The sequence below is a fragment of the Pontibacter lucknowensis genome (assembly GCF_900156415.1).
GTDB lineage: Bacteria > Bacteroidota > Bacteroidia > Cytophagales > Hymenobacteraceae > Pontibacter > Pontibacter lucknowensis.
Genome location: NZ_FTNM01000003.1, coordinates 152,620 through 179,392, shown reverse-complemented (window position 1 = coordinate 179,392; position 26,773 = coordinate 152,620). Strand labels below are relative to the sequence as shown.

The 26,773-nt window shown below is 51.1% G+C and carries 21 protein-coding genes; 13 read left to right on the top strand and 8 right to left on the bottom strand.

The window, feature by feature from the left end:
- Positions 1-3: 3 nt before the first annotated feature.
- Positions 4-285 (bottom strand): ATP-dependent Clp protease adaptor ClpS, encoded by a 282-nt coding sequence (locus BW972_RS11610; protein ID WP_076422263.1) that lies wholly within the window; start codon positions 283-285, stop codon positions 4-6.
- A gap of 514 nt (positions 286-799) precedes the next feature.
- On the opposite strand from BW972_RS11610, the gene BW972_RS11605 reads away from it, so the two are divergent.
- The 3 genes from BW972_RS11605 to BW972_RS11595 all read left to right on the top strand — a co-directional run bounded on the left by BW972_RS11605 (position 800) and on the right by BW972_RS11595 (position 5,738).
- Positions 800-1,342 (top strand): hypothetical protein, encoded by a 543-nt coding sequence (locus BW972_RS11605; RefSeq protein WP_076422262.1) that lies wholly within the window; start codon positions 800-802, stop codon positions 1,340-1,342.
- Positions 1,343-1,376: 34 nt separating this feature from the next.
- Positions 1,377-2,237, top strand: a complete 861-nt coding sequence (locus tag BW972_RS11600; protein ID WP_076422261.1) for a hypothetical protein — start codon at positions 1,377-1,379, stop codon at positions 2,235-2,237.
- Positions 2,238-2,444: 207 nt separating this feature from the next.
- Positions 2,445-5,738 (top strand): amidohydrolase family protein, encoded by a 3,294-nt coding sequence (locus tag BW972_RS11595; RefSeq protein ID WP_234986364.1) that lies wholly within the window; start codon positions 2,445-2,447, stop codon positions 5,736-5,738.
- 60 nt (positions 5,739-5,798) lie between these two features.
- On the opposite strand, the gene BW972_RS11590 is transcribed toward BW972_RS11595, so the two are convergent.
- From BW972_RS11590 to BW972_RS11580, 3 genes are all read right to left on the bottom strand, one after another.
- A complete protein-coding gene (locus BW972_RS11590; RefSeq protein ID WP_076422260.1) occupies positions 5,799-6,986 on the bottom strand; it encodes a serine hydrolase domain-containing protein in 1,188 nt (395 codons plus the stop codon).
- A gap of 160 nt (positions 6,987-7,146) precedes the next feature.
- Positions 7,147-7,959: a TerB family tellurite resistance protein gene (locus BW972_RS11585; RefSeq protein WP_076422259.1), complete on the bottom strand. Its 813-nt coding sequence runs from the start codon at positions 7,957-7,959 to the stop codon at positions 7,147-7,149.
- 76 nt (positions 7,960-8,035) lie between these two features.
- Positions 8,036-8,488 (bottom strand): MarR family winged helix-turn-helix transcriptional regulator, encoded by a 453-nt coding sequence (locus BW972_RS11580; protein ID WP_040574369.1) that lies wholly within the window; start codon positions 8,486-8,488, stop codon positions 8,036-8,038.
- Between the two features lie 207 nt (positions 8,489-8,695).
- On the opposite strand from BW972_RS11580, the gene hisC reads away from it, so the two are divergent.
- Positions 8,696-10,849 carry a histidinol-phosphate transaminase gene (hisC, locus tag BW972_RS11575; protein ID WP_234986363.1) on the top strand — a complete coding sequence of 718 codons (2,154 nt, stop codon included), beginning with the start codon at positions 8,696-8,698 and terminating at the stop codon, positions 10,847-10,849.
- Between the two features lie 3 nt (positions 10,850-10,852).
- On the opposite strand, the gene BW972_RS11570 is transcribed toward hisC, so the two are convergent.
- From BW972_RS11570 to BW972_RS11560, 3 genes are all read right to left on the bottom strand, one after another.
- Positions 10,853-11,416 (bottom strand): NUDIX hydrolase, encoded by a 564-nt coding sequence (locus BW972_RS11570; protein ID WP_234986362.1) that lies wholly within the window; start codon positions 11,414-11,416, stop codon positions 10,853-10,855.
- Between the two features lie 107 nt (positions 11,417-11,523).
- Entirely contained in the window at positions 11,524-12,621 is a 1,098-nt protein-coding gene (locus BW972_RS11565; protein WP_076422256.1) for a CgeB family protein, read from the bottom strand.
- 40 nt (positions 12,622-12,661) lie between these two features.
- A complete protein-coding gene (locus tag BW972_RS11560; RefSeq protein WP_234986361.1) occupies positions 12,662-13,771 on the bottom strand; it encodes a glycosyltransferase in 1,110 nt (369 codons plus the stop codon).
- A gap of 406 nt (positions 13,772-14,177) precedes the next feature.
- Here BW972_RS11560 and BW972_RS11555 point away from each other — a divergent pair, with 406 nt between their 5' ends.
- The 6 genes from BW972_RS11555 (at position 14,178) to BW972_RS11530 (ending at position 22,808) form a co-directional block, all read left to right on the top strand.
- Complete coding sequence (locus BW972_RS11555) at positions 14,178-14,771, top strand: histidine phosphatase family protein (RefSeq protein WP_076422255.1); 594 nt, start codon at positions 14,178-14,180, stop codon at positions 14,769-14,771.
- 248 nt (positions 14,772-15,019) lie between these two features.
- Positions 15,020-18,097: a SusC/RagA family TonB-linked outer membrane protein gene (locus BW972_RS11550; protein ID WP_076422254.1), complete on the top strand. Its 3,078-nt coding sequence runs from the start codon at positions 15,020-15,022 to the stop codon at positions 18,095-18,097.
- Positions 18,098-18,117: 20 nt separating this feature from the next.
- Positions 18,118-19,485: a RagB/SusD family nutrient uptake outer membrane protein gene (locus tag BW972_RS11545; RefSeq protein ID WP_076422253.1), complete on the top strand. Its 1,368-nt coding sequence runs from the start codon at positions 18,118-18,120 to the stop codon at positions 19,483-19,485.
- A 142-nt stretch (positions 19,486-19,627) separates the two neighbouring features.
- On the top strand, positions 19,628-20,020 hold the full coding sequence (locus BW972_RS11540) for a BlaI/MecI/CopY family transcriptional regulator (RefSeq protein WP_007656743.1): 393 nt from the start codon (positions 19,628-19,630) through the stop codon (positions 20,018-20,020).
- Positions 20,004-21,443, top strand: a complete 1,440-nt coding sequence (locus BW972_RS11535) for a M56 family metallopeptidase (RefSeq protein WP_076422252.1) — start codon at positions 20,004-20,006, stop codon at positions 21,441-21,443. Before BW972_RS11540 ends, BW972_RS11535 begins: the two co-directional genes overlap by 17 nt.
- Positions 21,444-21,545: 102 nt before the next feature.
- Entirely contained in the window at positions 21,546-22,808 is a 1,263-nt protein-coding gene (locus BW972_RS11530; protein ID WP_076422251.1) for a TonB family protein, read from the top strand.
- Positions 22,809-22,876: 68 nt separating this feature from the next.
- Here BW972_RS11530 and surE read toward each other — a convergent pair whose 3' ends face one another.
- Positions 22,877-23,650, bottom strand: a complete 774-nt coding sequence (gene surE, locus BW972_RS11525; RefSeq protein WP_007656749.1) for a 5'/3'-nucleotidase SurE — start codon at positions 23,648-23,650, stop codon at positions 22,877-22,879.
- Positions 23,651-23,770: 120 nt separating this feature from the next.
- On the opposite strand from surE, the gene BW972_RS11520 reads away from it, so the two are divergent.
- From BW972_RS11520 to BW972_RS11510, 3 genes are all read left to right on the top strand, one after another.
- The gene (locus tag BW972_RS11520) at positions 23,771-24,403 is read left to right on the top strand and encodes a mechanosensitive ion channel protein MscS (RefSeq protein ID WP_076422250.1); all 633 of its coding nucleotides are present in this window, start codon (positions 23,771-23,773) and stop codon (positions 24,401-24,403) included.
- Between the two features lie 40 nt (positions 24,404-24,443).
- Positions 24,444-24,890, top strand: coding sequence for a DoxX family protein (locus BW972_RS11515; RefSeq protein WP_076422249.1), 447 nt, complete (start codon positions 24,444-24,446; stop codon positions 24,888-24,890).
- A 61-nt stretch (positions 24,891-24,951) separates the two neighbouring features.
- Entirely contained in the window at positions 24,952-26,703 is a 1,752-nt protein-coding gene (locus BW972_RS11510; protein WP_076422248.1) for a M14 family zinc carboxypeptidase, read from the top strand.
- Positions 26,704-26,773 lie beyond the last annotated feature (70 nt).

The window sequence follows — 26,773 nt, the reverse complement described above, 5'->3', positions numbered from 1 at the left end:
CCGCTACTCGATGTTGGCCGACAGGTCTTTGTCGTGCAAGGCGGTGCACATACCAGCCAGCTCTTCGTAAGACCCTACCTTCACAGTACACTTGCCTTTGTAGTGGATCAGCAGCGTGCATTGCTCCGCCTGTTCCGCCGAGTGGCCGCATACCTTGATAAGGGTTGCGATTACGTGGTCAAATGTGTTCACGTCGTCGTTATACACAATCAGGTTATGCAGGTCGGTGCTCTCTTCGAGCAAGGCTACCTCGTCCTGATGTAAAATTTCTGTCTCAATATTCATAGTGCAAAATTACGAATTTTTACGGAGCTACGGAAGCGGAAAGCACTATAAAACAGCAGTCCACGACCGGCTCCGGCTCTTCCAAAAAAGGTATAGGTTAAAACAATCCGGAACCGGGGTTAATTCCGGGGAAGGCGGATATTATTCTGTCAGAATCAGGATTAAAGGATTTAAAGAGGGCCCCCTACCCCCAAGGATTGACAGGATTCTATTGTAATCCACTGCCCTCGCTCGCGTCCCGCGAGTGTGAGCTATCCGGCGGACTCTGGCCGCTTGTTTTTGTACCTGCCGGCACAGGTGGCGGGACGCCACCAAATACCTCACACTCGCGGGACGCGAGCGAGGGCAATAAAGCAACACCTACCCCCTCTAACAGGTATAGCCTTGACTTATTCCCAAGCCTTCATACATTGAACTGCACACCAATTTTTCCTAGCTTTACAGGTATAGCCGGCACGTACGCAACCAACAGCTTCAGCGAGCGTTTGCCGCTTTATACCTTAGCCTATACCTTATGCCTACCGTCTCTACTGGTTTCAAAAAAGCTGTCAAGCAGCTGAGCGACAAAGAAAAGGAAACCATCATTCTCAAAGCCGCTCGCCGCGACGCGGAGCTGTACGACATGCTATCCATTGAGTTGGGCGAGCTTACACCCGAAGAACTCTACGACCAGACTGTTGAGACAATCCATGAATTGATGATCGGCACTACCGGTCGTTACCTGGGCCGCGCCCTTACCAAATCGCTCCGCAAATCAGCCAAGGAGATTGCCCGTTTCAAGCGGGTGACCAAAGACGCCAAGTTGGAGATCGACCTGCACTTATACCTGTTACGCCTGATCTTCGACAACTTCACCGGCCAGTTCGATAGCTACTATAAAGCCTTCTATACCGCTACGGCACGCCTCCTGCAGCGCACCATGCAGCTGATACGCAAGAACCTGCACGAAGACTATCACCTCGAATACAAAGACGAACTCGACAGCTTCCTGGAACAGATCCACAGCCGCAACAAGCCATTGAGTTTTGATTTGGCTAGAGAGTTTGTGGTAGAGTAACAAAATCACCCATACCTTGATTTAACACAACAGCATGATAAGGCTTCTACTGTTCATCTTTTCTTTAGGGCCATTTGCAGCATTTGCCTGCGACGCAGATCCTCCACCGATTGCTTTAGAATTCCTAAAAGCGAAACATGTTCTTTTCGGGCAGGCTATATCTAAGGTATTCGCTAAAGACTCCCTAACATACACTGTTAAGTTCAGTGTAGAAAAGCACTTCAAGAAGGGAATTTCCTTACCTGAAACACTCACATTTACTTTACCGACAGCTGGAGAAATTACTGGTAGGTATAGCTCCTGCGATTTTGATGTTACGCTGGGTCAAAGGTGGCTGCTCTATACTTACGAGCGAAAGGGTATCCTAACTTTCAGCTACTACGGTTCTAACTCGAAGCCCTTAGATTCGCTGGAAGCTATACCTGTGCAGGAGGCTAACATCTTGCAATTGGGGTATACGATTGATTACAGAAACATCCTTTTCGATAGAACTGTATTTACGAATCCCTCCGCAATCGATTATGTAGGCCCTTCTCCTAATATTCAGTTAGCGAATCTATTACTCCACATTGAAAGTAAGAAATATGGACTGACCGGTCAATTCAATTATGAGAATTTTATAGCAAGTATAGATTCAATGGGAAACATCACGGAACTATCTATACCTAATCGGCGAGTGAAACCTACATATTATCAAGTATATGATGTGCAGGCTATCGTATGGGCACCACTGAAAGAGTTTAGCTTTTTACAACACGACCTTTTGCAAGCGCTTAAAGCCTCTACCGGACAATGGGAGCCAGCCCGTTTTATGGGGAAGGCCGTAAATTCGCAAGTCCATTTTCAAGTGCATATCGACGACAAGGGTAAGATGACTATCCTAATATTCTATTAGTTGCTGTCAAATCAGTTTCGGATTGATAATTTCGAAAGAGCGTTTACTTAAGTTGACGGTATTGAGGAGCAACCTGTTCTTCCAAGAACATTATCCAATACACGTCCAAATCTCTACCCCGCCCACCTAAATTAAACCTTTTCTGATTTCTCCCCTCAAATCGTTAAATTTGAGAATCTAAATTAATCTAATCGAATACACCCTGTCATGAAGAAGCATACCTATCTGAGTATGTTCCTGGCGGCGGCACTTGCCTTACCTTTGGGCACAGCCACGGCGCAGGACAAAAAAGACAACAAGTGGAACGTGGAGGAAGCCCGCGGACCGCAAAAAGAAATTACCGTAACAACCGACGAAGGCACCTGGATGAGCCTGGACGTGAGTCCGGACGGCAAGGAGATCGTCTTCGACATGCTCGGCGATATCTATATCATGCCGATTTCGGGCGGCAAAGCGAAGTTGCTCCGCAGTGGCCGCGCCTACGAGGTGCAGCCGCGTTTTAGCCCTGATGGCAAGTTCATCTCCTTTACTTCTGATGCAGGTGGCGGCGACAACATCTGGGTAATGAAGCGCGATGGCTCCGACGCCAAGCAGATCACCAAAGAGAACTTCCGTTTGCTCAACAACGCTGTTTGGACGCCTGATGGGGAATATCTGATCGCCCGCAAGCACTTTACGGCCTCCCGCTCATTGGGTGCTGGCGAGATGTGGATGTATCATAAGTCGGGTGGCAGCGGCGTGCAGCTGACCAAGCGCAAAAACGACCAGCAAGACGCAGGTGAGCCGATGGCCTCGCCGGACGGCAAGTACGTGTACTTCTCAGAAGACATGAGCGGTGGCTCTACCTTTGAGTACAACAAAGACCCGAACAGCCAGATTTATGTGATCCGCCGCGTGGACCGTAACACAGGAGAGATCGAGAACGTGATCACAGGAAACGGTGGCTCTGTTCGCCCGGTGATCTCTAGAGATGGAAAACATATTGCTTTCGTGCGCCGCGTGCGCACCAAGTCCGTGCTCTTCATCCACGACCTGAAAACAGGTGAGCAGTGGCCGATCTATGACCAGCTGAGCAACGACCAGCAGGAAGCATGGGCCATTTTCGGGGTATACCCGAACTTCGCCTGGACGCCTGACAATAAAAGCCTGGTGTTCTGGGCCAATGGCAAAATCAACAAGATCGACGTAGCCAGCCAGAAAGTAAGCAACATACCTTTTGAAGCCACTGCCACGCACCACATCGCCGAAGCCGTGCGTCACGATTTCAGCAAGGAAGGTGTATCGCCAGACCAGTTCGCGGCTAAGGCCATCCGCCATGCCGTGACTTCGCCTGATGGCAAGCTACTGGTGTTCAATGCTGCGGGTCATATCTACAAAAAAGAACTGCCAAACGGCAAGCCGGAGCGCATCACCAACGGCAAGGACTTTGAGTTCTACCCGGCTTTCTCGCCTGATGGCAAAACGCTCGTGTTCTCTACCTGGGACGATGAAAACCTCGGCGCATTGGTGAAAGTGGACATCCGCAAGAAAAACGCGAAGCCGTCTAAACTCACATCTGAGAAAGGCTTCTATACCAACGCTTCTTTCTCGCCAAACGGCAAGCTGATCGTGTACAGCAAAGACGGTGGCAACAACCACATGGGCTATGCCCACGGCAACGAGCGTGGCATCTATTACATGACGGCAGAAGGCAAGAACCCGACCTTCGTACAGAAGAGCGGCTTCAATCCACTGTTCAACGCTTCGTCTGACCGTATTTTCTTCACAGCTGGCGGTGGCGGTAAGTATACCTTCAAGAGCGTGGACCTGAACGGCAAAGAGGAGCGCACGCACTATACCTCTACCTACACCGACCAGTTCTACCCTAGTCCCGATAACAAGTGGCTGGCGTTTGTGGAGCTGTTCAACGGCTACGTGGTGCCGTTCTCGGCCAACGGTGCCGGTATGGACCTGAGCGCTGAAACCAAAGCTGTACCTGTAGCTCGCTTCACCAAAGACGCCGGCACGAGCGTGCACTGGTCAGGCGACAGCAAGAAAGTGAACTGGGTGCTGGGTGACGAGTATTTCTCGAACGACCTGAAAGACCGCTTTGCTTTCCTGGAGGGTGCTCCTGAGAAACTGCCCGCCATCGATACCACAGGTATAAAGATCGGTTTGGAGTTTAAAACAGATAAGCCGCAGGGCAAAGTAGCCTTTACCAACGCCCGTATCATCACGATGAAAGGCGATGAGGTAATTGAAGGCGGTACGATCGTCGTGGACGGCAACCGCATTGTGTCGGTGGGCAAAGGTATAGCTGTGCCGAAAGACGCGAAAGTGATTGACGCCAGTGGTAAGACGATTATGCCAGGTATAGTGGACGTACACGCACACCTGGGCACCTTCCGTAACGGCATGAGCCCGAAACAACAGTGGTCGTACCTGGCTAACCTGGCTTACGGTGTAACGACGACGCACGACCCATCTTCTACTACCGAGATGGTATTCAGCCAGTCCGAAGCCGTGAAAGCAGGGCATATGGTGGGTCCGCGCATCTACTCAACTGGAACGATTCTGTACGGTGCTGATGGCAACTTTAAAGCTGTGGTGAACAGCCTCGACGACGCCCGATCGCATTTGAAACGCATTCAAGCTGCCGGTGGTTTCTCGGTGAAGAGCTACAACCAGCCACGCCGTGAGCAGCGCCAGCAGATCATTCAGGCGGCTCGCGAACTAGACATGACCGTGGTGCCGGAAGGTGGCTCAACCTTCTTCCACAACATGAGCATGATCCTCGACGGTCACTCCGGTATAGAGCATAACATCCCGATCGCACCACTCTACAAAGATGTGGTAGAGGTATGGAAAGCCTCAAACACCGGCTATACCCCTACCCTGATCGTAAACTACGGCGCGACCAGCGGCGAGTACTACTGGTACCAGAACACCAAGGTATGGGAGAAGGAAAGACTCCTGAAATTCACACCTCGTTCGGTAATCGATGGTCGCTCACGCTTTGTGATGCAGGTACCGGACGAAGAGTACCGCAACGGTTATTTCAAGACTTCTGAAGCCTGCAAGGCCCTGACGGATGCCGGCGTAAAAGTGAACCTCGGTGCACACGGACAGCTGCAAGGCCTCGGCGCACACTGGGAGCTTTGGATGCTGCAGCAAGGCGGTATGACCAACATGGAAGCCCTGCGTGCCGCCACGATGAACGGTGCCGAGTACCTGGGTATGGGCAAAGAACTCGGCTCACTGGAGACAGGTAAACTGGCCGACCTGATCGTGCTGGACCAGAACCCACTCGAGAATATCCAGAACTCCGAGCACGTGCGCTACACTATGGTTAATGGCCGACTGTTTGATGCCGCTACGCTAAACGAGGTAGGCAACTACGACCGCAAGCCGGGCAAATTCTGGTGGGAAAACAACAAGTATGCAGCTTCTTTCGATTGGCACGAAGGTACTGATACCCGCACCGAAGGTATAGCCGGCGAGCACTGCACTTGCCGTCACTAAGACCTAAAGGTATAACCTGATAAAGAACGAGCCGACTCATGTGAGTCGGCTCGTTTTGTTTTATTCCTTCACCGCTGCCAGCACCCTTTTAATCAACTCATCCGGGTTGCCGTGGTGCCATCGCCACACGATCACGATATCATGCTCCGGATCTACCCAAATCGTATTCTGTCCGGCACCTAAAGCAGCATAGCTGGTGGTAGGCGCACTGGGCCAGGCTTTGCCTTCGGTATTGAGCCACCACAGGTAGCCGTAGTCAGGACCTACCGGTCCGCGTTGAGTAGTAGCTTCTTTCACCCACTCCTCCGACACGATCTGCTTGTCCTTCCAGCGGCCGTTGCGCAGGAACAGGTAGCCGAATCGGGCTTCGTCGCGGGCGCTGATCCAGAGGCCGCCCCAGCGGGTACCGCCGCTCACCGAGGGCATGCGCTTGCCGTCTATCTCTACATAGGAATTATGGTAAGGCACGTACTTCCAGGTATTAGAAGCATCAATCGGATCCATCACTTCGTCTTTGAACACTTCCGGCAGCGGCTTTTTCCAGAGGCGGAGCATCGACAAAGCAAAGCGATTGATGCGCACGTCGTTGTACTCGTAGTAGGTACCTGGCTCCTGCAGCTCACGTGGTTTACGTTCACCACGGCCGTATTCTTCCTTGCCCACAAAGTCGTGTTTCTTACCCCAGAGTTCGCCTTCCCATTCGCTGGTCTGCCGCACGTGGTGCTCCCAGGTTACCTTGCGGTTCTGCTCCGAGTCATAGCCGCCATCCTGCACGTAGTTCGCTACCGGGTCTTTTATGTCTTTGATCAGGCCACGGTCTATGGTTATACCCAGTATAGTAGACAGCACGCTTTTGGCTACACTGTAAGTTGGGTCTACCCGCTCCGTCTCGCCCCATTCCGCCACAATGTAACCGTTCTTAAGGATGATGCCGTTGGTGCTGGCTCTGTCGTTAGGTACAGGGCCGAGCATCTTGCCGAAGATCTCTTCCTGGGTAGAAAAATCCTTGGGCATTTGGGTAGTCTCTTGCTGTTTGGCCCACTCTACAGCCTGTTGCAACAACGTAGCGTCCATACCTACTTCTTCCGGCTTTTTTGTTTCCCAGTTCTCTCCTTTGCCCGGGTAGTATACCTTCGCTTCGGTGGTTTGTGTTTGAGCAGTTGCAGTAGGTTGCTCCGGTGGCTGCTGACAGGCAGAAAAACCCATGCTCAGGGCCAATGCCAGGTATAGGAATTTACTTTTTATCATAGTAACTGATGCGGTTCAGATTTGCTTCCTAAAGCTACAAAATATATCATAGCAGATTGAGACATGCCCAAATAGAAAGGAGCTGATGGCAAAAATTACCACCAGCTCCCTTCCTATCAAATACAACTGTTTTGTAGATGATGAAAATACACCGCTATACCTACCAGTTCGTGCCGCCGCCCCGTTTGTTGCCACCGAGCAATCCACCCAACAAGCTGCCCAGTCCGCCGGACCCCATGCTGCCGTAGCGGTTGCGCCCATTAAGGCCACCCAACACAGAGGCCATGGAACCTAAGCCGCTGTTCGAGCGTCGACCGCCCCCCATCAGCCCGCCACGTCCCATCATCATACCACCAAGCAGTCCTCCCAGCAGACCGCCGCCCATGCCACCCATCATACCGCCGCGGCGTCTGCCGCCGCCCATCATACGGGCCAGTACAAGCGGCGCTGCTATGCCTAGTATACCTTGTACCATTTGTGGGGAGATGCCAACATTCTTAAACATGTCTCCAAAACCGTTCTTGTTCATAAACGCCTGAGAACTCGGATCCTCCCCGTGCTGCTGGGCCTCATCGGCCTTGTTCACAAATTGCTCCAGCACACTGTACTGCTTTTGGTCTACGCCCAGGTAATCGGCCATCTCCTGTATCCGCTTCTGCTCCTCCTGGGTATATTCGCCATCAGCTTTGGCAAAGCTGATGATATCAGTGATGAAAGAGAAGCGCAGTTCACTCTTTTTGAGCACATCGAGCACCCGCTGCACGCTGATCTGTGAAGGATTTTTAGCAATTGAGATCACCTCTTCCTCCACGTTTTCCGGTATATCGGCTGCCTCACTCAGCACCCTCAAAAATTCCAGTTCTTCTTCAGAGGCGTGTCCATCTGCGGAAGCAACGGAAGCAAGCGCTGCCAGGTAGGCGCCCTTTTCTTCCATCGTATAATCTTTCAACAAAGTGGTTTGTTCCTGTTCCATAGCTATTTGTTTGTCATACTGACATTTAAACGACAGGCTCTGCCAGAAGTTAAGCAATACAGACGTGTTACCGGAATTATTCCCGCACCCGGTCCAGTGTGTCGCTCAGGTGTTGTGCTTCATCAGCCGACAGGCTTTTAAAGGTATCTTCCTCGAGCTGCTTCATCAGTGGGTCTAGCTTGTCGAGCAGTTCCATTCCTTTATCTGTGATGGCAATCTCCACCTTGCGTCTGTTCTGCTCGCAAAGCTCACGGGTAACCAGCCCTTTCAGACGCAGTTTTTCAACCAGGCGGGTAGCATTGCTCATGCGGTTCAGCATTCGCTCCTGTATGGCAAAGAGGTTGATGGGCTTGCCCTGCTGCCCCCGGAGGATGCGCAGGACATTGTACTGTTGTGAAGAAATGTCATAGGGCTTGAGCAGACTGTCAACCCGTGCCATCATCCACTCACCCGTGAACATCAGATTCAGAGAGGCTCTCTGATAAGGGCTCCTGAAGTTTGGCATCTTTAATTCATGTTCTAACTTCATATCGAAAATATCTTAGATAGGGTGCAATAACGCTTGCAATAATTGTATATACAACGTTTTCAGACAATTAGTTATCTGCTCGTATAAAGCATTTTTTTTAATTTCACTTTGTTATCATTTTTTTATGCTTAACCATCATTTAAAATATAATATACATTTTTGAATTGCTATATTGCAATGCTAAAACTTATGCTGCTACAACCTGCTATGGAACAGAAACGCCTCCCTTATCAAGCTGCAACAAACGAAAACCTGTTTGGATCATCTCCGCAGGTACTGGCCGCCATGCAACAGGCCCTCACCAGCATACATGGCTATCCAACACCCGATGCAGCCGACCTGCGACACGCGCTGGCTAAGAAACTGGGAGTACAGGCAGATGAGATCACAGTAGGCAGCGGCTCAGCAGAGTTGATTTCGCTGCTCGTGCGCCGCTTCTGCGGTCACGACAAAGATGGAGAGGTGCTGACTTTCACACCCTCCTACCCGCTGTATTGCCAGGAAGCCCGTGCACTGCGCATCCCCTGCACTGAAATTCCACTTACAAGTGCTTTCCGGATTGACATGCAGGCTTTTATGCGCCAGCTGCGCCCCTCTACACGGCTCTGTTTCATCTGCAACCCCAATAACCCAACCGGCACTTACCTCACATCCGCTGAGCTGGAGGAGGTACTAGATCGCATCCCTGCACATGTTACTGTTGTGGTAGATGAGGCTTACATAGAATATGTCACAGCTCCTGACTGTGCTGATGCCGTGTCAATGCTCTCCCGCTACCCAAACCTGGTGGTGTTACGCACCTTTTCCAAGGCCTACGGGCTAGCCTCCGTCCGCATCGGGTACATGATCGCGCAGCGGCACCTGATTGAGCAGATACACGAAGTAAAACAACCCTACAATGTGAACCAGCTGGCACAGGTTGCCGCACTGGCTGCATTGGACGACGAGCACTTCCTGCACATGACCCTGGAGGCCACACAGGCCGGCAAAACCAAGCTGGAGCAGGCGCTGCAAAAGATAGGCGTACAGTTCTGGCCATCACAGGGCAATTTTCTGCTGCTGGATGCCGGTGGTTACAGCGCCGATGACATACACAGCTACCTGCTTGCCAACAACATCCTGGTGCGCCGCGCCGACCACCATACCCTGCGCCTGACTATCGGGCCTGACGAACACCAGTTATACCTTCTGCAAATGCTACAAGAATTACTACATCCTTCCCGCGTATACGCCACACAACCGCTACTGGCACAGGTACTCGACCTGGGCTATCAGGTTCAGGACCAGCCTGAAGAGGCCGTGGTTAATGCACACGACTTATTGAACAGAGCTGCTGAGCAGACTGGTGCAGAAGGCCGCATCGCGCAGGCATTTGCACGGGCCCTGGCATTGCGTTGTCAGCAAAGCACAACGAAAGCGTCAGGCAACCTGTATGCCTCTAACTTTGGGGAAATGGATATGATTGCGGCCTTCAATGTACTGGTGACAGCTACGCCGCTGGTTACTTTCGGGCACCGCTTTGCCAATCACTCCATCCTCTCTGCCATTGCTGGTAAGTCATCGGTATACCTGCTGGACTTAGGTATAGGCAGTGGCTTGCAGTGGTTCCACCTGATGGAACAGCTGGCAGCCATGCCGGGAGAGCGTCCTGCTTTACACCTGACAGGCATCGATATACCGGACCACAGTAACCCGGATCCGGAATATAAGCTGCAGGCTACCGGTTCCCGCCTAAGCGCACACGCCGAGCGGCTGGGCCTGGACTTCAGCTATACCTATGTGGCTACCCGCCTCGAAGATTTTGATTTGCAATCGCTTGAGATTGACGCTTCCCATACCCTGATCGTGAACGCGGCACTCACCCTGCACCATCTCGCCGATGAACTGGTGGCTATACCTGACCAGCGTGATCGCGTACTGCAGCAGATACGTGCATTGCGTCCGCAGCTGCTCACCCTGACAGAACCTGACTCAGAGCATAACCGCCTCGACTTCCTGCCACGCCTGCGTGAGTCGCTGCGTCACTACCATACCGTGTTTGATGTGCTGGACACGCTGTTACCGGCCGATATGCCGGAGCGCCGAGTGATCGAGCAGGAGTTTTTTGGCAGGGAGATCCTCAATGTGGTAGCTTTTGAAGGGAGCGACAGAGTAGAGCGCCACGAACGGCTGGATGCCTGGCAGCACCGCCTGACACGCAATGGGTATAAACCGGCTCCACTTCAGGTTACAGCAGCCCAAATTCGTCAGGAACTGAACCTGCACTCACAGTTCAGCCCCGCCCCGCACACGGCAGGCTATACCTTGCACTGGAAAGGCACCAACATCATTGCAGCTACTGCCTGGCAGGCAGATCAGTAAGCTCTAAGCACCCAGCTTCCGGAGAGCAAGCAGGCAGAGTGCAATGGAGCCGGCCACATTAATCTGGCCGCTCATTATCATTTGCTCCACCTCCTGCAGCGGCACTTTCAGGACCTCGATGTGCTCACTCTCATCGAGGTCCTGAGCAGCTACTTCGCGTACATTGCGGGCGATGTAATAGTAAATTTTATTCGTGTCTTTGGTTGGGTTGTCAATCACCTGCAGCACCGGTTCCAGGTCGTCGGTGGTATAGCCGGTTTCTTCCAACAGCTCCCGTTTAGCCGCTTCCAGGGGGTTCGTTTCATGCGCATCGATCACGCCACCGGGCAGTTCAATAAAGATATCGGCAGCAGCATGCTTGTACTGCCGCACAAACAGCACGTGCCCATCTTCAGTCAACGGGAAGGTCAGCACCACATCCGGTCTTACACTCACAAAGTAGTCGTCCATCACATGTCCGTTGGGCAGCTCCACGTGGTCACGGCGCAGGGTATACCATTTGTGTTCAAATACCACCTGCGACTTCAGTGTCTTCCAGCGTTCTATTCCTTTTTTTGTCATTGTCATGTAATCGTTAGTGCAGTCAGGCGTGGCTGCTCCCTGCACAAAAAAGAGCCATACCCGCTTGCCAGCAAATCGGGTATGGCTTCCTGTTAATTAAATTCAGTTCTGTATCAGCCGATCGTTTCCAGCTTTGGCTCATTCGAAGTGTTCAGGGACATCAATTCTCCCACATACGTTTCCAGTTCATGGGCACGGTGGGCGGCTGTGTGGTGTGCCATCACTTTGCGACGGGCCCTTGTACCAATGGCTTTGCGCTCCGAGGTACAAATCTCACGGAGGAAGCGTAATGTTTCAGAGGCGCTTTTGGTAATCAGTATTTCCGATTCAGGCTCAAACAGCGACTCTATACCTTCCCAGTAGTCCGAAATGACAGGTGTGCAGCAGGCAGCCGCCTCAAAGAGACGCATGCTTGGGGTATAGCCAAACCTGCTGGCACCAGAGCGGGCTAAGCTTAACGCAAAGCGCTGGCTGTTAAAGAAATCGCGGTGCTCAACCGGGGTCAGGTGATGCAGCATGTTGATGTTACCGGGCCAGCCCATGTCTTCGGGATATTTCGTACCAGCTACCGCAAAACGTCCCTCTGGCCACTGAGCGGCCGCATCCACCATCAGTTTTTGCAGGACCGACTGTCTGTCTTCTGAATAAGCACCCAGGTAGCCCAGATCCCATTTGATCTCGCGGTACTCGTGATGGTATAGCTCCGGGTTAACTGAGAAGTAGAGCGGACGGGCCATGTTGGCGCCGTACTTTTGCTCAAACAGCTCCAATGCAGGACCTCCTGTGCAGGATAGGTATAGGTCAAAGGCAGGGATCAGGCTCGCACTCAGGTAAGATGGTCCCTGGCCTTCCAGTTCTGTGAGGGTGGCAGGTGCATCCAGATCGTAAAAAGCCTTAATGCCCTTTGCCGTCTCGATTATCCACTTCCCGATCACGATGCCTTCAGACAGACTCGAACCCATGATCACCAAATCGGCTTCACGCACCTGCTCTGTGTACTGCTTCAGTTGCTCTAATGTAGCGTAGGTGCCCAACTGGCAGAAGTCTGGCGCACCCAGATCAGCTGCGGCTTGTCGCTGAGGCAGCTTTCTCTCCAGAAACAACACATGGTGTGCATTGGCGTTGAGGGCCCGTACCAGGTTACGGTATGTGGTGGCGTGGCCATTGCCCCATGAAGTTGTAATGGAAAGGCCAAGAATAACGATGTTCATCTCGTTGTTTGACAATTTTTGGTAAAGATAAGCTAGTTTTTCATTTTGAAACCGAAACCGGTGCCTGAATCAGCTGCCCGTACAGATAACTGTAATCCTGGGCCATCTGGTCGGCGGTGTATCCATGCGAGCGCTTCACAGCCCGGCAAGCCATTATATTGCGGCAGAACTCATCATCTATCAGGTTCTCAATCGCGTCACGCAATTCATCTGCACTGTTTGGGTCAACGTAGCGGGCGGCATTGCCCCATACCTCAGCCATGCTCTCAGTTTTGCCCACCACCAGGGCGCAGCCTGACATGGCCGCTTCCAGCACGGTAAGTCCAAAGGGTTCATACTTGGCAGGCAATGCGTAGATCGACGCTCTGGATAGCCAATCAGACACCTCTTTGTTTGTGAGCTGCCCCAGGAAGTATACGTTTTCCAGTTCCATGGCCTCTCCTGTATCCGGATGCTTGCCTTCACCTGCTATATAAACCGGCCACTGCAGGTCTGAGGCAATGTGTGCCAGCATAGAGATATTCTTGGCCTCGTCCCATACCCTGCCCAGGCTGAAAACGAAAGGCTCCTTGCGCCCAAACTGGAAATACTGCTGTCCTCGCCCGTTATACACCACGGTGCTTTGCTTAAACGGACCATAGAGTTCTTCGGCCTGGTGCATCATGGCCTGGGTCGGGGCTACCACCACATCGGCTGCCTGCAGGCCTTTTCGCACCATTTCGCTGTACTTGTTCCAGCTTTTGGGAGCCTCCTCCTGCTTCACGGCCCGCCACCACGACAGCACACAGGAGTGGATGACCGCCAGCACGGGCTTGCCCCAATCCAGGCTGCCGAAACTCATGTGGTTAAGGTGGATCACATCCGGCTGCACCTGGTCGCGCAGCTCCAAAAGCCACTGGCCCGCCTTCTCCACATCCTTCCAGGGATCATCCATCCATTCAAGCTTATACTCGCTTTCATACACTGTGAGATTGGGGATGCTCTCTGCTTCTGTGCGCTGCTCTTCGTTCATGGGGCTACCCATGGTAGCCAGTGCTACATTTGTGCCTTGGGATGCTACGGCTCTTGTTAGCTCCAGAGCATAGGTCCATACGCTGCCAACCGTATCGGCAGTCATCAGGATCGTCGATGGGTAATGGGGTGTTTTCATTATCTTTTCTGGTGTAGATATGTTTTACATCATTTTTTGGTTCGGCCCAATATTCATCTCAGCCAGGTTGCAACATGGCACTTAGAGACAGGTGAATGCCTAATAATTAATAGCCAGCCAGGTATAGATGAAGGCCAAAGGCTGGCCAGAAGATGTTTATGAAAAATTGTACTTCCGCTGGGTGGTCCATGTCATGTGTTCCAGCAGTTGCTATCAGTGCATTCTATTACGCGAGCAAGGCAAATTCCGTTAATGCGATTTCAGGTTTTTTACATTTTTTTATCATGCCTATACCTTGCGATCTCTGCACCTGAAATGATGGCTATAAGTTGAGTTGCACCCTGGAGCCACGGGCATCGTGGAATTCCCTCGTGCGTATACACTGCTTAAACCAACCAGGCATGTCTTGACAGCACCATCGATCAGTACTCAGACCAGAAAGCGCATCTTCCTGATCCGTCATGCACGGCCTTTGGTTTCGAAGAAGGGTTACTTTGACAAAGCCGGCGCACGCAATTATATCAGCGACTATGATGCAGCGGAAGTAGAGCAGTTTGTCCTGCAACACGAGGCCATTCCTTACCAGGAGATCCGGCAGGTATACTGCAGCACCCTGGTGAGGTCGCAGCTCACTGCACGGCAGATATTTGGTGATAAGGTAGAATTGATCGTGCGACATGAGTTCCGGGAGTTTGAGCGTCGTATATTTTCGCTCCCTCTTTTGCGGCTCCCGATCAGGCTTTGGCTGGTGAGCGCCAGGCTGCTTTGGATGATGGGCATGAACAGTAAGGGAATAGAGACGTTCAGGCAGGCAAAAGAGCGGGCACGTGAAGCAGCCACATTTCTGGCACGGGAGGCTGAGCACAAGCCGCATGTGATCCTGGTGGCGCATGGCCTGCTCAATAATTTTATACGCTGGTACCTGCAGGACCTGGGCTGGAAGTCAGCCATTCACGAGGGCAGCGGCTTTCTGAGTGTGACGGTGCTGGAGAAAAATTAACCGATTCATAAGCAGGGTTTTGGTCACAGAACACCATCTTAATCCAAGTTCGAACATGAATTCTTCTGATTTATAAGACTTTACATATTTCCTGCAAACAAACCCGAATCTGTCCAACATTTTAAAGGAATGTGTTTATTATATTTTTATATTTGCTAAATTAGTTAAGCCGTTTTTTTGATTTCTCTCAACTAATTGGCAAGACTAATGTTAATTCCTAAATCAATTTTTTATCTAATTTAACTACTATGAAGAAGAGTATACTCTTGAGCTTCTTTTTAGTCCTGACACTGGTAGGCAGTGTCTGGGCTCAGACTCAAACTGTATCCGGTAGAGTAACAGCAGCCAATGACGGCTCTGCGCTCCCAGGTGTTACCGTGTTGGAGCGGGGCACTACAAATGGTGTTACAACCGGAATCAACGGCGAGTACACCTTATCGGTACAGCCAAACGCAACCCTGGTGTTCAGCTTTATCGGTATGCAGCGTCAGGAAGTACCAGTAAATGGTCGCTCCACGGTTGACGTACAGCTTGCTGCTGATGAGCGTCAGCTAAGTGAAGTAGTGGTAGTGGGTTACGGTACGCAGGAGCGTCGTGAAGTAACAGGCGCTACAGCCAAAGTGAAGTCGGAAGACATCCAGAACCTGCCAGTTGTAGGTGTTGACCAGGCACTGCAGGGACGTGCTGCCGGTGTGCAGATTTCTCAGAACTCTGGTACACCAGGTGGCGGTATCACCGTGCGTGTGCGTGGTGCTACCTCTATCTCTGCCAGCAACCAGCCGCTTTACGTAGTGGATGGCGTTCCGCTAACAACAGGTGACTTCTCTCAGTTAGGCTTTGGTGGTCAGTCTACTAACGCAGTGACGGACATCAACCCGAACGATATCGAGTCAATCGACATTCTGAAAGATGCCTCTGCCGCAGCCATTTACGGTTCGCGTGCTGCCAACGGTGTAGTACTGATCACGACCAAGCGTGGTTCTGCCCGTCAGACACAGGTTAACTTCAATATGTATTCAGGTACACAGAACTACTGGAAAAAGCCTAAGCTTCTGAACACGCAGCAGTATGCTGAGATCATGATGGAAGCTTTCGTGAACGACGGTTTCATTCCGGAAGGCCAGTACACTCCAGAGGAGTTTGCTGACTTCTACTATGGAGGCCTTGATTTCCCAATAGCTGACACTGACTGGGTGGATGAGATTTCCCGCACGGCCGGTATCTCTAACTATGAGCTTTCTTTAAGCGGTGGCGACCCGAAGACGCGCTACTATGTGTCTGGTAATTACTTCGATCAGAAAGGTGTTGTAATTGGTAGCCGCTATCAGCGATATTCTACCCGATTGAACCTGGATCACCAGGCAAATGACAAGTTCTCACTGGGCACCAGCATCCAGCTAAGCCGCTCAGACAGTGACCGTATCATCAGCGACAACTCGATCACCAGCCCGTTTGCCAACGCATTGGCTGCGTCTCCGCTCTGGCCTGTTTTCACTGATGTAGAGACAAGAACTTACTCTTATCCTAACTTCTACTATACTAACCCGGTAGCGGAAGGTCTTGAGAACGATAACGAAACACGCAACCTTCGTGCTGTTGGTAACGCGTTTGCGAAATACTCAATCATCCCGGGCCTCGACCTGCAGGTGAAGGGTGGTATAGACGTGCTGAACGTGGAGGAACGTCGTTATAGCGCCGCTAACTTCCCTGGTTCTACTTTTGAGGCACAGGGTGGTCAGGCCATTAATGCCACTACCACTGCTACCAAACGCTTGTTGGAGGCAACATTGGCTTATAACAAAACTTTCAACGAGGTACACAGCCTGTCTTCTGTGATCGGTGCCAGCAACGAGGACAACCAGATCCGCAGCGCCAGTGTAACAGGTGAAGGCTTCGCAAGTGAGCGTTTCCGTTACGTATCGAGTGCTGCTCGTGTGAACGCCGGTACAAACTCTGAAATCGAGTCTTCTCTTGTTTCTTTCTTTGGTCGTGTGAACTACTCCTTCAGAGACAGATACCTGTTGGGCGTTAACTTCCGTGCTGACGGCTCTTCCCGTTTTGGTGCGAACAACCGCTATGGTTACTTCCCGTCTGTTTCGGCAGGCTGGAGACTGATTGAAGAAAACTTCATGTCAGGTCTTGACTACATGAGTGAACTGAAGCTGCGTGCTTCTTACGGTGTAACCGGTAACCAGGAGATCGGCGACTTCAGATACCTGCCGCTTTACACAGGCGGTAGCAACTACCTTGACCTTTCAGGTCTTGCCCAGTCTCAGCTGGCCAACCCGGACCTGAAGTGGGAAACAACCAGACAGTTTAACGTAGGTACTGACATTGGCTTCCTGAATGGTCGTGTTAACCTTGCGTTTGACTATTATGTGAAGAAGACAGAGGACCTGCTTTTTGCCCGTCCTATTCCAACGCAGAGTGGTTTCTCTAGTGTGCAATTCAACGTAGGTTCTACTGAAAACAAAGGTTTTGAAATTGCCCTGAACACAGTAAACATCTCTAACCCAGGCAATGGCTTTAACTGGACAACAGACTTTAACATTGCCCGTAACCGCAACAAGGTAACGTCGCTTTATGAAGGACAGGACATCTTCTACGGCTTCGGCGGCAACTCACTTGTATTGCGCGAAGGTCAGCCAATAGGTACTTTCTACGGTTTGATCTCTGACGGCATTTACAGCAGAACAGAGGATGTCCCAGAATCTAAGGCTGAGTTCAATGGAACAATGGCTGGTGACGTGAACTTCCGTGATATCAACGGAGACGGCATTATCACAGACGATGACTTCACTGTGATCGGCAATGCACAGCCAGACTTTATCGGTGGTCTGACAAATACCTTCCGCTACAGAGGCTTCGACCTGAATGTGTTCTTCCAGTTCTCTTACGGCAACGAAATCGCGATGCCATCGCGTCAGTACCAGATGCACCTTGGTGTATATGACGACAACATGGTGGAAGATGTACTGGGCAGATGGCGCCAGGAAGGTGACGTAACAGACGTACCGCGTGCTACTTACCTGGATGAGAACTACAATGGCAGAAGCAACACATCACGCTTTATATATGATGGTTCTTACATGCGCCTCAAGAACATGGTATTGGGCTACACACTGCCTACTTCTGTTAGCGAGCGCCTGAGAATGAGATCACTGCGTGTGTATGCTCAGGCTCAAAACCTGCTTACTTTCACAGATTACCCAGGTTTCGACCCGGAAGTGAACTTTGCAGGTACCAGCAATACAACATTGGGTGTAGACTTCTACACAGTGCCTCAGAGCCGCACCATCACATTTGGTGTTAATGTTGGATTTTAATCATTAAACCGATTATCAAGATGAAAAAATATTCATACATATTGGCCGCAGCACTTGGTTTGAGTGTGATGACCGGCTGTGAGGAAAGACTGGAAGTAGCCCCGACCACACAGGTAGAGGCTGGTGTTGCCGTAACTGATTTCAATTCATTGGACAAGGCTGCCCTTGGTGCTTACAGCGCCATGCAGTCCGAAGACTATTATGGCTACCGCTACGCCTTCTACAATGAGGTATACTCCGACAACATGGAGTTCATCGGTACATTTACCACTGACCTCGAGGCAACCAGACGGAACTTTACGGCTTCCAACTTACAGATTGACAACACATGGAGTACCATCTATGCAGTTATCAACCGTGCTAACACAGTTATCTCTCAGGCTAATGATTTGTTTTCAGCTGGTACTATCACAGCTGAGCAGCGTGATGCCGTTCAGGGTGAGATGTACTTTGTAAGAGCGCTTGCTTACTTTGATCTGGTGAAGGTGTTTGGTGGAGTACCACTTGAGCTGAATGCGACCACTGGTTTGCCAGACATTCAGTTCCTTCCGCGCGCATCTGAGCAGGAGGTGTACAACTCCATCATCAGTGACCTGACCAATGCAGAGAACATGCTGGACACTGAGGAAAGATCAGATCCTCGCCGTGCTTCAGGACTTGCGGCAACTGCCTTGCTAGCCCGTGTGCAATTGCAGGTTGGCAACTATGGTGAGGCACAGGCCAAAGCCAACCAGGTTATCACAAGCAATGCATTTGAAATGATGCCTACCTTTGCCAGCGTCTTCACCACAGAAGGCAGCGGCAACAGAGAGTCCATCTTTGAGATTGACTTCACGGCAAACGACCAAAACAACCTGGGCTCATCTACTAACCCGAACACACCTGGTCAGAAATTCTACGTGCGTCAGGGTACTTATGAGGCTTTGCAAGCATCAGCTGCTAACGGTGACACCCGCTTTGAGTCAACTGTTCGCATTGAAGGCTCCGCCAACCGCCGCAGACTCCTAAAGTACGAAGATGCCGTGAATAACGCCGACAACGTAATTGTGATCCGCCTGGCAGAGATGTACCTGATCAGAGCAGAAGCTGCCATAAGACAGTCCAATACTGTATCAGAGCAATCTCGTGAGGACATCAATACTATCAGAAACAGAGCCGGTCTACCTGATGTGGGTGCACTTTCTGTAACGGCAGCACTTGATGAGATTCTGCGTCAGCGCCGTCTGGAGTTCGTAGGCGAAGGCCTCCGCTACATTGATCTGCGTCGTTACAACCTGACATGCGAGGTGCTTGGCTTCTGTGAAGGACAAGCTTTCCGTAACCTATGGCCAATTCCGCTTCAGCAGATTGAGCGTAACCCGAACCTGGTAAGAAACGAGGGCTACTAATCCCTGATCTTTATATCTTTTAAAAATGGCTCCCCCTACAGGGAGCCATTTTTTATTTAAAATATTCTCAAATAACTAAACATTTAGTTTGTAAACTAAGTAATTAGTTATATATTTATCTTATTCAACAGCCACAAGCCCCATGAAAGAACTCACCAAAGCCGAAGAAGAGATCATGCAGATCCTTTGGAAGATGAAAAAAGGATTCGTGAAAGATATTCTGGAAGAGATGCCGGAACCAAAACCAGCCTATAACACGGTATCGACCGTTGTTCGCATTTTGGAGAAGAAGGGATTCGTCGGATACAATGCCTTTGGTAAGTCTCACGAGTACTATCCGCTGGTGGCTGAAGACAAGTATAAGAGCTTTTTTCTGAAGAACTTCATGAGCGGTTATTTCGGAGGCTCTTTCGAAAAGCTTGTTTCGTTCTTTGCCAAAGACAATAACCTGGACGTAAAAGAGCTTGACCAGCTGATGCGCCATGTAAAAGACGACCTTAAAGAAGAGGACCAACAAGATGGAAACAATGCTTAATTACCTGCTGCAGTCTGCTATAGCATTGCTGGTGCTATACCTGTTTTACAGACTGGTGCTGCATAACCAGCCTGGCCTGCTTTTTAATAGGCTATATCTGCTACTGACTCCTGTACTGGCGCTAACTATTCCTCTGCTGGAATTACCACTGCCATTCCAGGCCGTGCTTCCCTCCACGGATGTCATACCTGCCATCCAACTGCAGGAAATACAGGTTATAGGCTATAATTCGACTGCACCAGCTACAGCACCACTCTTTACAACCGGCCAATGGCTGCTTATGCTGTACGGTGTAATTGGCCTTGTACTACTCTTTAGGCTGGGCATGCAGGTGATCCGCATCCGGACGCTGGCGTCTGCAGCCAAACCGCTCCAATCATTAGGGGCTGAGGCAACCGTGCTCCAAACTGAAGGACAGTTTCCCTCGTTCGCTTTCCTGCACTATGTGTTCCTGGGAGATATGAAGCATTTGTCCGCACAGGAGCAGCAGCAGATCCTTTCGCACGAGATGGCCCATGTACGTCTGCGCCATACCTACGATGTACTTTACTATGAAATCCTGACCGCTTTGCTGTGGTTCAATCCGCTGGTCTGGCTTATGAAAGAAGAACTGCGTAATGTGCACGAGTTTCAGGCGGATGCGGAGGTACTCGCTAACTGCCAGCCACAGGAATACAGCTCGTTATTGGCCAAGGAGGCGCTTTACATGGCGGGAATACCGGTGGGAAGTTATTTCCAGAAGCCGCAAGTGTTCCGCCGCCTGCGCATGCTGCAGTTGCATGGAAAACCTGTAAGCAAAGCGCGCCTGCTGCTTTCCCTGCCCGTAATACTCATACTGCTGGTAGCATTCTCCAGTAGCAAAGTAAGCGCTGATGTGACAACTCTCGTGGAAGAACCCGCTTCGCTGACGGAGCTGCTCGTAATGGCTCCAGCACGAAAAGCCTCAACTCCAATAGGCGAGCAGAAGCGCGAAGGTATAGAACCTGCAGCTGCGACGGCCAACGCAGCAACCACCGAACCAGCCAAAACAGTGAAGAATGAGGTCAAGCTAGCAGGACCAACTGCTACACCTAACATTGCGACTGAAAATGCCAGTTCTACTGATAAACCCTATACCTATGTAGAGCAGATGCCCAGGTTCAAAGGAGGCGAATCTGAGATGATGAAGTTTATGGCACGACAAGTTCGCTACCCAAAGAGCGCACAGGATGCAGGCGTAGAGGGACTGGTAGTGTTGAGCTTTGTGGTAGATAAGACTGGCGGCTTAAACGAAATAACGCTACTAAAGTCGTTGCACGAGGACCTGGACAAAGAGGCCATACGGGTAGTAGAAGCCATGCAAGGTCAGTGGGATCCTGGCAAACAGAACGGTAAAGCTGTACCTGTCCGCTATACCTTGCCCGTGCGCTTCGCCATAAAATAATAGTTTCACCCTATTTTATACCTGCTAAACCCAGTTTAAAAACCGGGGCAGGGTCACTATTGCCTTTTCTTTCCTAAAACAGAACCATAAAACTTACATCTCATGAAAAACAAAAACTCAATCAAGATCTTACTGGCCGCTCCCTTGCTGGCCCTCTCACTCAGCATCGGGTTGCAAACAGATGCACTAGCACAGCAAAAGAAACCTGCAGGCGAACCCTACAGCTACGTCCAGCACATGCCGCAGTTTAAGGGTGGTGAAGCTGAAATGATGAAATTCCTGGGCACCAACATCCAATACCCAGCTGTTGCCAAAAGCAATGGCCTGGAAGGCTTGACTGTGATTACCTTCGTAGTGGAAACCGATGGTACACTCAATGAAATAAAAGCAGTGAAATCGCTCAGCCCTGAAACCGATGCGGAGGCCATGCGGGTGGTGAAGCTGATGAGTGGTCACTGGTCCCCGGGCCGGCAGAATGAGGAGGTCGTACGAGTGCGCTATACCTTACCTATCAGGTTTTCCCTGACAGAATCAGATCGAACAGCAGCAGCCAACGTGTCCAATCGTATGCCTGCCTTTAAGGGCGGCACAGAGGCGATGCAACAGGCGATGCAGGCGCACCTGGCACTACCCGCCGAAGCTAAAAAGGAAAACCTGAACGCCCGTGTAGTGGTGAAGTTCTATGTTGATAAAGAAGGACAGGTATCGAATGTGCGTCTGGAAGGCACCAAGCTGAAGAAAATGGTCGGCCCTGGCTCTGAGCTCGACTACATGGATGCATCCACTTTCCAGCTCCAGAACAAAACTATGCTGGCTAAGCTGTCAGAGTCAGCCATGGCAGCAGTGAAGGCTACTTCCGGCCAGTGGGAACCAGCCCTCAAAAACGGACAGCCCATTGGTTCTGAACTCGTGCTTCCCGTACAGTTCCTGAGTTCAGAATCGGGCCGCGGCAGCGAGAAGATGGGCGTGCCGAGCATGACCAAGTATACCAAGGCCTCTTATAAAATAGAGGAAGTAGATGTGAAGCCAACTTTTAAAGAGGGATCCTTTGAAAGATACCTGGCCAAAAACCTGCGCTACCCTGCCAACACTGACTTTGAAGGAGCCGTTGAGGTGCACCTAGTCATAAAGGAAGACGGCAAAGTAATCAGCATGTTCTCGGTAGGTATGGGAAAAGAAATGCATGATGCTATCTCTGGCACAATTCAGAAAACACAAGGTATGTGGAATCCCGGTAAAGTAGACGGCCAGCCTGTAGCGGTTAGTCAAAAGCTTACCATCCTCTTTGTGACAAATGACGGCTCAAGCAAGCCTGCAGACTCTAATGCAAAGAATGCAGACGTGATCGTCACAAAATTTAAATAAGCTATAAAAACAAAAATGTTAGGTTGCCCCTGGTGCTGATCTTCACAGCCCAGGGGTTTTTCTATACCTTAAATATCCCACTCATTGAGCGTGGCCATGGCATGATAGGCCGTCATATCGAACTGGCATGGCACTACGGATACGTAGTTGTTTACCAGCGCCCACTCGTCGGTATCCTCTCCTTTGTCGTGATTCACGAAGCTGCCCGTCATCCAGAAGTAGCGGCGGTTGCGCGGGTCAAGGCGCTCGTCAAACTCTTCCTGCCACCTGGCATGGGCCTGCCGGCATACCTTCACACCTTTGATCGGCTCACTGCTCTTCTTTGGCAAGTTTACGTTCAGGGCCGTATTCTCAGGTATACCATGCTCCAGCGCCTGCCGGATAATCAGCTCCACAAACTCTTCGGTATGCGAAAAGTCAGCCTCGTGCCCGTAATCGCAAAGAGAGAACCCGATAGCCGGAAGGCCCTCGATAGCCGCCTCAATAGCCGCTGACATGGTACCCGAGTACAGCACGCTGATGCTGGAGTTGGAACCGTGGTTGATGCCGCTCACCACCAGATCAGGTCGACGGTCTTTCAACACATGATGCTTGGCCAGCTTCACGCAGTCGGCCGGGGTACCGGAGCACTCGTAGGCCTCTATACCCAGGTCTTCAAAGGCAATGGAGCGATCGAGGCGCAGCGTATTGCCGATCGTGATCGCGTGCCCCATACCTGATTGCGGTCCGTCAGGTGCCACAACCACTACCTCTCCTATTTTCTTGGCCACTTTCACCAGCGTCCGTATACCTGGCGCTGTAATGCCGTCGTCGTTCGAAACCAGTATTAATGGTAAAGCCATTTTATTATTTTTAGTTGATGTATGACAAAATAAACGAATTACGTTTTCGTGCTAATATACGACAACCCCGGCAGTCACAACAGGGTTAAGATGAATATAATGATTTCCTAATCTCACCTCATGCTTAAGAATATACTTTACGCCATCCTGTTGGGGGTGGGCATGGCAGCTTGCCTGGCCGACCGTGACAACACCGATGAAGCGGCCAACACTACCGATACGGCAATCGAAGGCGGGCCGATGACACAAACCGTTGAATCAGGCACCCCCTCCCCCGCAACCCAGCCTGCCGACTTTGTCATTCGTAAGGGACAGGTGGGCAACATCCGGATAGGTATGCCCATCGAGGAAATGCGCAACCAGGTGCCGGCAGGTCTGCAGATACGGGATACCACCCTGCAGAACGAGGGCCAGCAGTCTACAGCTTATGTCTTCAGCGGTCCAGATAGTCCACGCGGGCTGCTGGTAGAGCAAACCTGTGACCCCGATTGCCAGGTATGGCGCATCCAGGTACAGGGCGAAGAGTACAAAACGGCTCAGGGTTTGGGAATTGGATCAAAATACAGCGAAGTAACACAGCACCATCCGATTGCCTACACCAGTTTGGGTGAGGCGGGCTTTGTGGCAGCGAGTGAATCCACAGGCATGTCTTTTTTATTGGATACCAGCCAGTTAGACCAAAACAACCTGCATAACCTGAAACCTGATCAGGTACCTGCCAATACCCTTGTTCGCGGCATTTTAATATATTAGATTTTTGTAATACTTCAGCGGATTATGTATTATTGCTCTCATGTCATTACTCCGCACCCGCTATAGCTATAAAAACACCGGCCTGCTGCTGCTCCGCATCGGCATCGGCATTATGTTCATCCTGCACGGCTGGCCTAAAATGGTCGGCGGGCCCGAGCGCTGGGCCAAAATAGGAGCGAACATGCAGTTGCTGGGTATAGACTTCATGCCTGAATTCTGGGGTTTTATGGCTGCGTTTGCTGAAACAGTGGGCGGTGCGCTGCTGGTGCTGGGCCTTTTCTTCCGCCCGACGACCATCCTGCTGGTTATCACCATGCTGGTGGCCACGCTACGCCACATGAGCGCCGGCGACGGATTTGGCGGTTACTCACACGCAATGGAGGCGGCTATCCTTTTCTTTGCCCTCTACTTCATCGGCCCAGGCAAGTATAGCCTGGACAAACAGCTCTTCCCTACAAACAAACACCGGAAGACTTTTCAGGTATAAGCAGGATTTTTGCCCTGAATTGGTTAACATTGCTTTGCAAGACCAATTGTAAACACCACACATGCTAACCACCCTACTCTTAGCCGCGCTGCTGGCTACCGGAACACCTGACAAAACCGACCTGAAAACGCCTTACGAGAAAGGCAACAAGAACCAGACCGCCACTTACGACGAGGCCATTGACTGGTACCGCAAGCTCGACGCCGCATACGACGAAGTAAAAATGGTGCCCTACGGCTATACCGACTCGGGCCGTCTGCTGCACCTGGTCATCATCTCCACCGACAAAGACTTCGACCCGCGTTCCATTAAACAGAAGGACAAACGCGTATTGCTTATCCAGAACGGCATCCACCCGGGCGAGCCCGAAGGTATAGATGCCACCATGCTACTGGCCCGCGACTACCTGCAGGATAAGAACAAGCGCAAGCAGCTTGATAATGTGGTAATGGCCATTATACCTGTGTATAACATCGGTGGAGCGCTCAACCGCAACAGTCATACCCGCACCAACCAGAACGGACCGGAGAGCTACGGTTTCAGGGGCAATGCCCGCAACCTGGACCTGAACCGCGACTACCTCAAGACGGATTCTAAAAACGCGCAGGCCTTTCACCTCATCTACCGCGACTGGGACCCGGATGTGTTCATGGACAACCATACCTCCAACGGCGCCGATTACCAGCATGTGATGACCCTGATCGCGACGCAGCATAACAAACTGAACCCGACACTAGCCGGTTACCTGCAAGGTAAGATGCTGCCTACGCTGTATGAAGGCATGAAAAAAGACAAGTTCCCGATGGTACCTTACATGAATACCATTGGTGAAACACCGGAGAAAGGCATCATAGGCTTCATGGAGTCGCCGCGCTATGCAACCGGTTATACCGCTCTATACAACACCATCGGTTTTGTGCCCGAAACACACATGCTCAAGCCATTTGACCAGCGGGTGCAGTCTACTTACAAACTGATGGAGCACATGATCAGCACTGTGAGCCGAGATGCGAAAGAAATAGGCGAATTGAGAGCCAAAGCCAAGCAGGAGACGCTGACCCAGAAGACTTTTGCCTTGGACTGGCAGCTTGATACCACAAAGGTAGAGCAGATTCCTTTCCTGGGCTATGCCGCCAGGTATAAGCCAAGCGAAGTAAGCGGACTCGAGCGCCTTTACTACGACCGCAAGGCCCCCTACTCTACCAACATCAACTATTACAATACCTTCACCCCTTCTGTGACCGTGGAGAAACCAGTGGCATACATTATTCCGCAGGCCTGGCGTGAAGTAATCGAGCGTTTGAAGTTGAACAAAGTGGAAATGCGCCAGCTCAAGCGGGATACCACCCTCACGCTCGACACCTACTACATCACGGATTATAAAACATCGCCCCGTCCGTACGAAGGTCACTACCTGCACACAGGTACGCAAGTGGAGACCCGCACCATGCCTCGCCAGTTCCTGAAAGGCGACTACGTGGTATACCTGAACCAGGAGGCCAACCGCTTCCTGGTGGAGGCACTGGAGCCACAGGCTGTTGACTCTTACTTCAACTGGAACTTCTTCGACAGTATCCTGATGCAGAAAGAATACTTCTCGAGCTATGTGTTTGAGGATCTGGCCGCTGATATCCTGAAGCAAAACCCAGACCTGCGCAAGCAACTGGAAGCCCGTAAAAAGCAGGATCCGGAGTTTGCCAAAAACGCCCGCGCCCAGCTGGATTTTGTGTACAGAAATTCTCCGCACTATGAGCCAACACATAACATGTACCCGGTGGGCAGGTTGATGAAAGATGTGAAACTGCCGCTGTAAAGCAGAATCAGCATAAAACGTGAAAGCCACCCGATAAAGGTGGCTTTTGCTTTTACACCCACTATATTTG